Here is a 12,288-nt window from a genome sequence, read left to right on the forward strand (position 1 = left end):
TCAGGACTTCGTCCAGCGCAGGATCTCGCCGAGCACCACCTCGCGGGCCTCGACGTGCGGGAAGTGCCCCACCCCGTCGAGCAGCCGCCACTCGTACGGCGCGCTGACGTAGCGGCCGGAGCCCTGGGCGGTACGGGGCAGTGAGGCGGCGTCGAGCGCGCCGTGCAGTTGCAGGGTGGGCGTGACGAGGGGCTTCTGCATCAGTCGGACGAAGCGGTAGCCGTGCAGGCGCAGCACCGACCGGAACGCCCACCGGTAGCCCTCCATGGCGCAGAAGGCGGCCTGCGGGATCTGGATCGCCTCCCGGCAGCAGCGCGCGTACGCCTCGAACTCGGGGCTCCGCGTCCAGCGGGGTCCGCCCCAGCGGCGCAGGATCTCCTCGACGGCGGCCCCGCCGTCCCGGGTCAGCACGTGCTCGTAGCGGGGCAGCTGGAACTTCAGCGTCGGCGTGGAGGCGGTGAACTGCCCGCGCGGGTCGGCGAAGATGGCCGCGCGCAGCCGCAGCGGGTGCGGTGCTCCGAGCACCACGAGCCGTCGGACCAGGGTGGGGTGGAACGACGCGGCGGTCCAGCCGATCAGGCCGCCCGCCCCGGTGCCGACCACGGTCGCGGACCGCTCCCCGAGGGCGCGGATCAGTCCGGCGACGTCGGCGGCGAGGGTGTAGCCGTCGTACCCCCGGGGTGGTTTGTCGCTGGCGCCGTAGCCGCGCAGGTCGACGGCGACGGCCCGGAAGCCGGCGTCGGCGACCGCCGGGAGGATCTCGTGCCAGGCCCACCAGTACTCGGGGAAGCCGTGCAGGAAGAGCACCATCGGCCCGGTCCCGGCCTCGACGACGTGGAACCGGCTGCCGTTCGCGCCGACGAAGCGGTGCGTCCACGGCCCTTCGGTCAGGACGCAGGACTCGTCGACGGCCCCGCCGCGCTGCTCGGTCATGTGCCACAGCCTAGGGCCCCGGTGCCGGCGGGCCGTTCCGCCGATGCGTCGGGTGGTCGGGACCGCTCGGCCGGGGTCAGCCGACCGGGCTGATCTTCACGATGCTGGCGGGGATGCCGGGCCCGCAGTCCATCCTCGGGACGGCCGAGGAGATGGTGACCTTGACGGTGGTTCCGGTGCCGTAGCTGCCCATCCCCGCGCCGTAGAGGGCGTACTCCCGGCCGTCGTCGGTGACCAGGCCGTAGCAGGGCCCGGAGCCGCCCCGGACGATCCGGCCGGCGAGCACGTCGGTGCGGCGGCTGTCGGTCGGCGTCTTCGGTATGGCAGGGGCCGGCGGCAGGGTCGGCAGGTCGGTGGCGGAGAGCGGGGTGGGGCGGCCGGCGGAGGGGACCGGCCGGTCCGACGGCGGCTGCGCCGGCGACGTGCCGGAGGGGACCTCGGCGGGCGGGGTCGGCGGCGGCGACGCCGGCGTGGCGGCGGGCGCGGCGGACGTCGGTTCCTCGGACACGGTGTCTCCGTTCCCGGCACAGCCCGCGAGGGGTACGAGCAGGGCCAGCGTGAGCGCGGCCGGCAGGCCGACGGTACGTGGTGTCACAACTCCTCCGACGTGGCGGCGGCCCCGTCGGTTCCCGGTGTGCCGCGATCGGGCTCGTCCGGGTGGGTGGAAAAGGGCGATGCCCGGGCAGGTGACCCTGCCCGGGCATCGGTGGTGCGCTGATCAGCGGATCAGGAGAAGCGGACCTTCAGCGAGGTGCCGTTCTGCTCCAGGACGCGGATCTTGGTGCCGGTGGCCGGGAGCTTGACGCCGTGGTTCGGCAGCTCCTCGAACCAGTACTTCTTGGTGTCGTCGAACAGCGGCTGCGCGGCCTGGCCCCGGATGTACTGCGGCTGGCTGTTGATGTGCAGCGTGAACGAGTCCGCCTTCTTCAGGCTGAACGGCGCGTCGTAGACCTGGACGCGGGCCCGCCAGGGGTTACCGGTCAGGTTGTAGATCGGCCGCGGGTGCGCGTCGATGATCATGTTACGACCCTCGCCCGGGTGGTCGAAGGTGTCGTTGTCCGCCCACCGGAGGTTCCAGTAGGAGATCAGCAGACCCTCCTGGTACGCGTAGTGGTCCACGTAGTCCGGGCGGGTGTTCGCGTAGCCGAAGTAGTACGGGCCGGTCTTCAGGTACTGGTCGTACGAGACGTACGACCGGTTGCCGGCGATGTAGTAGTTGTCGAACAGGCGGGTGTAGGTCTCCTCCTGAACGCTGAACCCGTTGAGGGTCCAGCCCTCGGCACCGGCCTCGGCACCGTCGCTGAGCAGGGTCTGCCCGTCGGCGGTCACGGTGATCGCGTCACCGTAGAAGCCACCGGAGGAGACACCGCCGTCGGTCTGGTAGCGGAGGCGGAACTGCACGACCTGGCCGGCGAGCGCGTCCATCGGGATGGTCACGTCGACCCACTGGTCGTCGCTGGAGCCGTCGAGCGCGAAGCGCCCGGCCGAGATCTCCTTGAGGGCCTTGCCGTTGGCCGTGCCCGGCAGCGTGGCCCAGCTCTGGCCACCGTCGGTCGAGGCCTCGAAGAAGAGGTAGTCGTAGTCCTCTTCGATGTTGTAGCGACCCTTCATCGACAGCGCGGCGCTGCTCTTCCCCGTGAGGTCGATGGTCCGCGACATCGTGTTGTTCAGGTCGTCCTCGTTGCCCGAGAAGAACTGCTTCTCACCCTCGAACGGCTTGCCGTTCTGGAAGGTGTACTCGCGCTGCGGCAGCACCACCACGGCGGCCTGGGCCTTGGCGGAGTTGTACTCCTGCGGGCCCAGTTCCAGGGTGCGCCTCTGGCCGGCCACGATGACCTCGTAGTCGAGCCAGCCGAGCTGGAGCTTGTTCCAGGCGCCGAGGTCGCCGCCCCGCTCGCCGATGCCACCGTCGTTCTTGGCGCCGAGCCGGCTCTGGGCCATCAGGGTCCAGTGCTCGTTGTTGTTGTCCCCACCATTGGTGACGTTGTAGTCGTCCGGCAGACCGAGGTCGTGGCCGTACTCGTGGTAGAAGACGCTGCGGCCGCCGTTCTCCGGCTGGATCGTGTAGTCACCGATCCACACGCCCGTGTTGCCGATCTGGGTGCCGCCGGCCGGGAAGTTGGCCGGGCCGGTCGAGCCCTGGTCGGAGGCGAAGGCGTACCAGCGGTGGCTCCAGATGGCGTCCTCACCCTGGTACGGGTCACCGTCGGCCTCGTCACCGCCGGAGTGGACGATCTGGAAGTGGTCGATGTAGCCGTCCGACTCGTTGAAGTCACCGTCGGCGTCGAAGTCGTAGCGGTCCCACTGGTCCATCGCCTTGACGTCGGCGGCGATCTCCTCGTCGGAGCGCCCCTGCGCCTTCTGGTCGGCGACCCACTGGTTGGCGGCGTCGCGGACCAGGGCCCAGGTGTTGGTGCAGACGTTCGATCCGCACGGGTAGCCACCCGAACGGCCGTACCGGGCCTCGTTGTACTGGACCTTGACCCAGTCGGTGACCTTGCCCTCGACGCTGTAGCGACCCGAGGACTGGGCCTCGTAGTACTGCTTCAGCGACTCGTCGCCCTGACCCTCTCCGAAGTAGAGCTTCCGGAAGTAGTCGGCGCTGTAGTCCTCCTGCCAGACGGTGGAGTTGTCCACCGCCCGGTTGGGCTTGGGGATCTCGTTGTGCAGCGGCCCGTCGAACCGGGTCGGACCCGCGGTGTCCGGGTCGGTGTCCTGGTCCGGGTAGCTCGGGTGCCGCTCGTTGCCGAACTCCGCGAGGATCACGAAGATCCGGTCGGTCTGCTCGCGGGAGAGCTCGACGTACTGGTCCTGCGTCGGGGTGGAAGCCCCGAACGTCCGGGCGCTACGCCCTTCGGCCTGGGTCTTGCCGACCTTGACGACCGTGCTGCCGTTGATCTTCTGCGCCTTGGCCTTGCCGGACAGGACCTCGCTCAGGCCCTCCTGGCGCAGCGCCCGCCGCTTGGTCTCGAGCGGGTTGGGCAGATCGTGGTCGACATGGGCGGGCTCGGCGGCCGACGGAGCGGCCGCCGGCATCTTCGGCGTCGGCGCGGCGCTGGCGGACGTGCCCGTCACCAGTCCTGTCGCCGTCAGCGAGAGCCCGAGCAGACCCACTGCGACTTTGCGCACGTGGTACCTCCGGTGTGAGGGAACCGGCCCAACGGGGGTACGGGCCGGTGAATGCGTCCGACTGGTGGGACCAGTGGGACTCATGGTGAACATAGACACTGCCGGGACCGGTGGGAAGACGCGCGCGTCGATTTGTTGCAACTTCTTGATGGGAATGCTTTTCACCGTCACACATCCACCGTTCATCAACGGCGGTGAGCTGCGAAGACCTGCGGCTCGACAATCGTAGTGACAGATTTCGATCAGATTCCGGTGGCGCACAAAACGGTGGGGGCCGGTGGCATGTGCCACCGGCCCCCACTGTCGACCAATCGGTCAGTTGGTGACCTTCACGACCATGTCGTCGGTCGGGTCGGTGCCCTGCTCGAGGATTTCGATCTTGGTGCCGGTGCCGGCCACCTTGACCGAGTTCCACGGGTTGTTGCTGTTCCAGTACTTGTTGACGCCGTTGTCGGTGAAGACCGGCGTCGGGTCGAGCTGCGGCACGGTGACCGCCACCCCGTTGCGGTGGAAGGTCTGCGCCGGCTTGGCGTACAGGCTGAACGTCGCGTCGTACCCGTTACGCCGGTTGCTGATGGTGCCCTGACCGCCGACCAGGATCTTGCCGGCCCGCACGTCCACCGGCAGGTTCAGGCCGTAGCCCGGGTGCTGCGAGGTGTTGTTGTCGCCGTACGCGAGGTTCACGTACCACACCAGCATGCCGGGGTGGTTCGCGAAGCGCTCCACGAAGTCCGGCCGGGTGTTGCCGAATCCGAAGTTGTACCCACCGGTGCGCAGGGTGTCGTCGTAGCCGACGTAGGTCCGGTTCTCCGCGATGTAGAAGCGGGGGTACGAGTCGGTGACCGAGCCGGTCATCCGGGTGAAGCCCTTGGCGGTCCACGCCGCGTCCAGCGTCTCGGCGTCGTCGGTGAAGACGGTGGCGCCGTCCTTCACCAGCGAGACGTTGTCCAGGAACGCGCCGGCGAGGTGCACGCCGCCGTCGGTCTGGTAGCGGTAGCGGAACTGCACGGTCTGCCCGGCGTACGCGGACAGGTCGTAGGTCAGGTCGACCCAGTTGCCGCTGGTGGAGCCGTCGACCCCGGTCTCACCGGCGTCGATCGACGAGTTGCTCAGCGGAGCCCAGGTGGCGCCACCGTTGGTGGACACCTCGGCGTAGAGGTAGTCGTAGTCCTCTTCGATGTCGTACCAGGCCTTGGCGGTGATCGACGCGGAGGTCGAGCCGCTCAGGTCCAGCATCCGGGTCAGCGTGGTGTTCAGGTCGTCCGCGCTGCCACCCCACCACTCGTACGAGCCCGCGAACGGGGTGTTGTACGAGGTGGTCTGGGTCTGCGGCGGGAGGTTGACCACCACGGCCTGAGCCTTCGGGCCGTCGCTGTCACCGGCCGGGCCGAGGGTCACCTGGGTGCTGCCCTTGCCGTACTCCACGGTCGAGTAGTTCAGCCAACCGAGGAACAGCTTGGAGAACGGGTCCATGTAACCCGGGGTGGAACCGATGTCGTCGGTGCCGTGGCTCAGCCACGAACCGGACGCCATGAGGCTCCAGAAGCCCACGCCGTTGTCGCCACCGGCGGTGTCGTAGTAGTCCGGCAGACCGAGGTCGTGGCCGTACTCGTGGGCGAACACGCCCAGACCGCCGTTCTCCGGCTCCGTGGTGTAGTCACGGATCCACATGCCGGTGTCGCCGATCTGCACGCCACCGGCGAGGTTGCCGGCCGGACCCGCGGAGCCCGCGAGGTTCGGGAAGGCGGCCCACCGGTGCGACCAGATGGCGTCCTCGCCCTGGGCGCCGCCGCCGGCCTCCTCGCCCTCACCGGCGTGCACCGCCTGGAAGTGGTCGATGTAGCCGTCGGCCTCGTTGAAGTCGCCGTCGCCGTCGAAGTCGTACCGGTCCCAGACGTCGAACTGGGCCAGGTACTCCTTGATCTGCTCCGGCGTCTTGCCCGCCGCCTTCTGGGCGTCGTGCCAGGCGGTGGCGGTGTCCTTGACGAAGTTCCAGTACCCGTCGGCCTCGGAGATGGCGGGGCTGCCGTACCGGGCCTCGTTGAAGGGCACCTTCACCCAGTCGCTGACGTCCCCGTTGACCGTGTAACGCCCGCCGGACTGCTTGTAGTAGAAGTCCCGCATCGACTCGCCAGGACCGAACATCATGTCCTGGAAGTGGGCCCGGTTGAAGTCCGACCGCCACAGGGTGCTGTTGTCGTCGGTCGAGTTGCCGTCCCAGTTGCGGTCCGGCTGGGGGATCTGGTTGTGGACCGGGCCGGCAGCTCCACCGGTCCGGGGGTCCGTCTTGTCGCCGAACTCGACCAGCATGGTGAAGATCGGGTCGGTCTTCGGGGACTGCTGGTACTCGACGAACAGGTCGTCCTTGACCTGGATGACCTTCGAGCCGTTGCGCGTCTGAAGCTTGGCCTTGCCGGAGAGCAGGTCGGAGATGGCCTGCTTCTTGATCTCCCGCTGCTGATCCGCCTTCGGATCGGGGAGGTTGTCCTTGCCGTGCTTCGCCTTGTCGGCGCCGGGGGTCGGCTCCGCCGCCGGAGCAGCGGTCGCCGGGGCCGTGACGACACCGGCTGCCAGCAGCGCGGCCGCGGCCGAGGCCAGACCGGCTGTGACTCGTCTCCTCAAAGGTCCTCCTCCTTTGTGGAACTGTTACATGACGGGGACGACCGAAGCCGGCACTGTCATGTGATGCGTCACTCACGATGACAGAGCTTTCGACAGTTGTCACGGGTCAATTACGGCCGGAAGTGGGCTTCAAAGCGGACCAAATCGACCCGAACACCCACGCGAAACCGCCGCTGATTCACGTTACGTTTCGGCCACGATCACCTGGCGTAATTGGTGATTATGGAGTCCCCTTAGGGGAGCGATGGAGCCCTCGAAAATGTCACACCGATGGGCTGTGTGTGTTCCGGGCGCGTAAGAGGCGGGGCCCGCCGGTGAGCAGTGTGCTCACCGCCGGGCCCCGCCGTGTGTCCCGAGGGACGAAACCGGACGGATCAGTTCGTCGCGGGCGTCACCTGGACGGTCGCGTACGAGTTGTCCTTGGCGGTCCGCAGGATCTTGATGGACACGCCGTAACCGACGCCCGCGTCACCAGGGTTACCCGAGCCGAGGACGGTGAAGCCGAGGTCGGTGCCGTAGAGACCGGTCGCCGGGGAACCGTCCGGGTTGGTGATCCGGGTGGTGTAGGGCGCGTTGCCCCGCGACGGCAGCACGACCGAGGCGTCGTTGTCCCGGGCGAACAGGCGCCCGTCGCGGATCTCGATGCCCGGGTACCAGCCCTTGCTGTCGGTGAAGACCGACACCGCCGGCTGCGCCGGGAAGTCGGTGCAGTACTCGCTGTACGGCTCGTCCGCCGCCTCCAGGCACTCCTTGAAGGGGTACGTGGAGTTCAGCGAGAAGGCCGCGTTCGCCGACTGCGGCCGGCTGGGCAGGTTGTCCAGCGCCGACGGGTCCTTCGCGGCCGCCGCGCCCTGCCGGCGGTACGGGTCGAAGTGCGAGTCGACGACGAGCAGGCCGCCCTTGGCGCCGTAGCTGGGCAGCGCGGTCAGCTGCGCGGTGACGTGGTTGACGTCGCCCAGCGCCGTGTCCCGGTACCAGACCAGCATGCCCGGGGCGTTGTACGACATCTTGTCCACCTTCCAGGCGTCCCGGGAGTAGACCGTGTCGTAGGCGTACTTCAGGCCGTTGTCGAAGCCGTCGAAGTTGCGCCACTCGGCGAGGTAGTAGTGCGCCTGGATGCTGGTGCCGCCGTCGATGCGCCAGCCCGCGCCGGTGGTGTCGACGAAGGTGCCGCCGGTCTGGGTCCAGCCGTTGGTGCCGCCCTCGACGTCGTCGCTCCAGGTGGTGGCGCCGCCGCCGGTGACCGAGAAGTCGTCGGCGAACCAGCCCCGCTCGACGAACGCCTCGTCGGTGGCCTGCCGCAGCCGCAGCTGCACCGTCGTGCCGGCGTACGCCGACAGGTCGACGTAGTCGTGCCGCCAGCCGTGGCTGTCACCGGTCAGGCCGTACTTCTTGTTGCCGAAGTCGACCATGCGGCCGTTCGGGTCGGCGTAGCCGTCGTCGGTGCTGACCAGCGTGCCGTCGGCGGTGTAGACCTTCAGCTCGGACCAGGTGGTGCCGCCGTCGGTCGAGACCTCGACGAAGCCGTAGTCCCAGTCCTGTTCGATGACGTAGTTGTTCCACATCCAGAACTTCGCGTCGGCCGCCGCCGGCACCGCCACCTGGCGGCTCAGCTTGACGTCGGCCCAGTCCTGGTCGGCGCCGGAGTACCACATGTTGGCGCCGCTGTGCGGCGTGGCCAGCGTGACCACCTTGTTCGGCAGGTTGATCTTGATGCCGTCCTTGGTGCCCACCGGTGTCCGGGACGTCTGCCCGAGCTGGACGTCGCGTGGCTCGCTGCCCGGCGCGATGTTCAGCGGGTCGGCCCAGCCGAGCACCCACTTGTCCCACAGGCCCATGTGCGTCGGCAGCGCCTGGAAGATCTCGCCGGAGTGCGAACCGGACGCCATCAGGTCCCAGAAGTCGACGTCCGAGTCGGCGTTGCCGGAGGTGTCGTAGAGGTCCGGCAGGCCCAGGTCGTGACCGAACTCGTGGGCGAAGACGCCGACGCCGGCGTCCTCCGGCTGCACGATGTAGTTCGACACCTGCAGGTCGGTGCCGGGGATGGTGTAGCCGCCGGCGATGGACGACGAGTGCGCCCAGACCGCGTACACGCCCTCCGCGCCGCCGCCCCGGGACTTGCCCTGACCGGCGTGCACCAGCACCAGGTGGTCGATCACGCCGTCCGGCTCGAAGACGTTGCCGTCACCGTCCCGGTCGCCCTGGTCCTCGATGTCGTAGTCGGCCCACGGGAAGTCCGGGTCCATCTTCGCGAGGGTGTCGATGGCGTCGGTGGCGAGCCGGCCCGCGCCCTGCGGGTTGTCCGGGTGGCCGTTCATCGACTGCTGCCGGCCGGCGACCCAGTTGCCGTTCTCGTCCTGGAAGCAGCGCGACGCCGCGTACCAGCCCTCCGAGTGCGGCACGGTGATCCACGGGCTGGCCTGCCCGTCCACCGTGTACGCGCCCTTGGACATCTCCAGGTACATGTTGTGCATGGTCCGGCCGGCCAGGCTGATGCCCGGCTCGCCGTCCGGCCCGGTCAGGTCCTTGCGGACCCGCTCGGTGATGCCCTCCTTCGTGTAGAGCATCTTGTCGAAGTGCTCCGGCGAGAAGTCCGGCACCCACATGGAGTTGTTGTCCAGGTGCGGCAGCGAGGCCGGGTCGGGGATGTTGTTGTGCTTCGGTCCGTTCTGCACGGTGCCGAGGACACAGCTCCGGTCCTCGAATACCGTCTTGGGGACCATGACGTCGGTGAAGTCGTCGTCGGCGTGGTCGTTGAACTCCACCAGCAGGGTCAGCAGCTTGGCGGTCTGGGTGCCCTTAGCCTGCTTGATCTGCCGGGGGTTCTGGCCGGTCCTGATCGCCTTCGCCTCGGTCTTCGCGAGCTGGCGGGCGGCCACCGGGTTGCCCCGGGCGAACTTGCGGTCGTACGCCCGGGCCTCCTCGACGGCCGGGGCGTGGATGCCGCCCTTGCCCTTGACCTCCTTGCCGTCGGTGTCCGGCTGCACGGCCGGCTCGGCGTAGTTGACGTAGAACTCGTCGGCGCCGATCGTGGCCCGGACGGGGCCGGACTCCTGGGCGGCCGCGCTGCCCGTCACGGTCAGTGACGTGGCGGCGAGGGCGATGGCGGGCAGCGCGACGAGTAGTCGGCGTGACCCGGATCGGGAAATGGTGTTCATGCCGCTCCGTTTCTCGGGCATGGGGAGAGGAATCGCCGGTTGCGGGTCGAAGTGACGCGCGTCGAAATCCGGCCGATGCGGCTGAACCTAAATGAGAAAGGACCCGTCCGACAGGGGGCGACGAGCGCCTTTGTCCGTTCAGCCCGCCTCGCCTCCACCGACCGAACGATTCGTACCCGGAAAACGGAACCGGGGTGGGTGACGGTCCGTGCGGACCGCCACCCACCCCGGGGGCCTGCGCGAGAGGTCAGTCCTCGTCGGACTTCCCGCCGCCCATGCCCGAGGAGATCAGCTCCATCACCGAGGAGTCCTGGAGCGTCGTCACGTCGCCCAGCGAGCGGTTCTCCGCCACGTCGCGCAGCAACCGGCGCATGATCTTGCCGGACCGGGTCTTCGGCAGCTCCGGCACCAGCATGATCTGCCGGGGCTTCGCGATCGGGCCGAGCGTCTTCGCCACGTGGTTGCGCAGCTCGGCGATGAGCCGCTCGCCCGCCTCCCCGGCGGTGTCGGTGCTGCCGCGCGGGATGGCGAAGGCGACGATCGCCTGGCCGGTGGTCGGGTCGGTGGCGCCCACCACCGCCGCCTCGGCCACCGCCGGGTGCGACACCAACGCCGACTCGACCTCGGTGGTGGAGATGTTGTGCCCGGACACCAGCATCACGTCGTCGACCCGGCCGAGCAGCCAGATGTGCCCGTCGTCGTCCTTCTTCGCCCCGTCACCGGCGAAGTACATGCCCTCGAACCGTGACCAGTACGTCTCGATGAACCGGTTGTCGTCGCCCCAGATGGTGCGCAGCATCGACGGCCACGGCTCCCGCAGCACCAGGTAACCGCCGCCGCCGTTGGGCACCGACTGGCCCTGGTCGTCCACCACGTCGGCGACGATGCCGGGCAGCGGGGTCATCGCCGAGCCCGGCTTGGCCTCGGTCACGCCCGGCAGCGGCGAGATCATGATCGCGCCGGTCTCGGTCTGCCACCAGGTGTCCACGATCGGCAGCTCACCCCGGCCGACGTGCTGCCTGTACCACATCCACGCCTCGGGGTTGATCGGCTCGCCGACGCTGCCGAGCAGACGCAACGAACTCAGGTCGTACCCGGCGGGGATGTCCTCGCCCCACTTCATCATGGTGCGGATCAGCGTCGGCGCGGTGTAGAGGATGCTGACCTTGTACTTGTCGACGATCTCCCAGAACCGGCCCTTGTGCGGGGTGTCCGGGGTGCCCTCGTACATGACCTGGGTGGCGCCGTTGGAGAGCGGCCCGTACACGATGTAGGAGTGCCCGGTGACCCAGCCGATGTCGGCGGTGCACCAGTAGACGTCGGTCTCCGGCTTCAGGTCGAAGACGGCGTGCGTCGTCCAGGACGTCTGGGTGAGGTAGCCGCCGGTGGTGTGCAGGATGCCCTTCGGCCGGGCCGTGGTGCCGCTGGTGTAGAGGATGAAGAGCGGGTGCTCGGCGTCGAACGCCTCGGCGGTGTGCTCCGCCGACGCGGTCTCCACCGTCTCGTGCCACCACCGGTCCTTCTCCGACCAGGCGACCTCCTCGCCGGTGCGGCGCAGCACCAGCACGTGCTCCACCGACGGGCACTTCGCCACCGCCTCGTCCACCGTCGGCTTCAACGCCGACGGCTTGCCCCGGCGGTAGCCGCCGTCGGCGGTGATCACCACCTTGGCGCTGGCGTCCTGGATCCGGTTGGTCAGCGCGTCGGCGGAGAAGCCGCCGAAGACGACGCTGTGGGTGGCGCCGATCCGGGCGCAGGCCAGCATCGCCACCGCCGCCTCGGGGACCATCGGCAGGTAGATCGCCACCCGGTCGCCGGCGGTCACCCCCAGGTCGGTCAGCGCGTTCGCCGCCTGGCAGGTCAGTCGGTGCAGGTCGGCGTAGGTGAGGGTGCGGGTGTCACCCGGCTCGCCCTCCCAGTGGATCGCCACCGTGTCGCCCCGGCCGGCCTCCACGTGCCGGTCGAGACAGTTGTACGCCACGTTGAGCCGGCCGCCGACGAACCACTTCGCGAACGGCGGCTTCGACCAGTCGAGCACCTGGTCCCACTGCTGCGCCCAGGTCAGGCGCCCGGCCTGCTCCGCCCAGAAGCCGATCCGGTCCGCGTCGGCCTCCGCGTACGCGTCGGCGGTGACGTTGGCCTCCGCAGCGAGCGCGGCCGGTGGCGGGAACTGGCGCGTCTCGCTCAGCAAGTTGGCCAGAGCCTCGCTCATGCCGCCACCTCGCTTCGCTCGGCGACGCCATGAGGCTGCTCCGCTCCGAGCCTGATGATTCGCTCGCTTCGCTCGCTCATGCGGTGACTCCTTCGTCGCGTGACCTGCGTCTCCTACCCGGGTGAGGTTAGTCGCGGCCCGCGACCGCCGCGACAGCTCCGTCGGCCCACGCGCGCCCAGCGGACGCCGCCGAGCGCCCGGCGGCGCGCGCCCGTCCGTCCGCGCGGCACGCGT

Annotated in this window: 6 protein-coding genes; all 6 read right to left on the reverse strand. The window is 69.1% G+C overall.

What is annotated here, in order from left to right; genetic code table 11:
- Positions 1-933, reverse strand: coding sequence for an alpha/beta fold hydrolase (locus ACPFP2_RS10130; RefSeq protein ID WP_424088330.1), 933 nt, complete (start codon positions 931-933; stop codon positions 1-3).
- 76 nt (positions 934-1,009) lie between these two features.
- The gene (locus tag ACPFP2_RS10135; RefSeq protein ID WP_424088334.1) at positions 1,010-1,441 is read right to left on the reverse strand and encodes a hypothetical protein; all 432 of its coding nucleotides are present in this window, start codon (positions 1,439-1,441) and stop codon (positions 1,010-1,012) included.
- Between the two features lie 218 nt (positions 1,442-1,659).
- A complete protein-coding gene (locus tag ACPFP2_RS10140; protein ID WP_424088635.1) occupies positions 1,660-4,047 on the reverse strand; it encodes an immune inhibitor A domain-containing protein in 2,388 nt (795 codons plus the stop codon).
- A 330-nt stretch (positions 4,048-4,377) separates the two neighbouring features.
- Complete coding sequence (locus ACPFP2_RS10145) at positions 4,378-6,684, reverse strand: immune inhibitor A domain-containing protein (RefSeq protein ID WP_424088336.1); 2,307 nt, start codon at positions 6,682-6,684, stop codon at positions 4,378-4,380.
- 374 nt (positions 6,685-7,058) lie between these two features.
- On the reverse strand, positions 7,059-9,842 hold the full coding sequence (locus tag ACPFP2_RS10150; protein ID WP_424088337.1) for an immune inhibitor A domain-containing protein: 2,784 nt from the start codon (positions 9,840-9,842) through the stop codon (positions 7,059-7,061).
- Between the two features lie 247 nt (positions 9,843-10,089).
- Entirely contained in the window at positions 10,090-12,054 is a 1,965-nt protein-coding gene (acs, locus tag ACPFP2_RS10155; protein ID WP_424088338.1) for an acetate--CoA ligase, read from the reverse strand.
- Positions 12,055-12,288 lie beyond the last annotated feature (234 nt).

Source organism: Micromonospora citrea (assembly GCF_049629545.1).
GTDB classification, from domain to species: domain Bacteria; phylum Actinomycetota; class Actinomycetes; order Mycobacteriales; family Micromonosporaceae; genus Micromonospora; species Micromonospora citrea_A.

What these genes read in the sequence shown, in the direction of transcription:
- ACPFP2_RS10130 (WP_424088330.1), bottom strand. Translation starts at nt 933, where the DNA reads ATGACCGAGCAGCGCGGCGGGGCCGTCGACGAGTCCTGCGTCCTGACC.
- ACPFP2_RS10150 (WP_424088337.1), bottom strand. Translation starts at nt 9,842, where the DNA reads ATGAACACCATTTCCCGATCCGGGTCACGCCGACTACTCGTCGCGCTG.
- acs (WP_424088338.1), bottom strand. Translation starts at nt 12,054, where the DNA reads ATGAGCGAGGCTCTGGCCAACTTGCTGAGCGAGACGCGCCAGTTCCCG.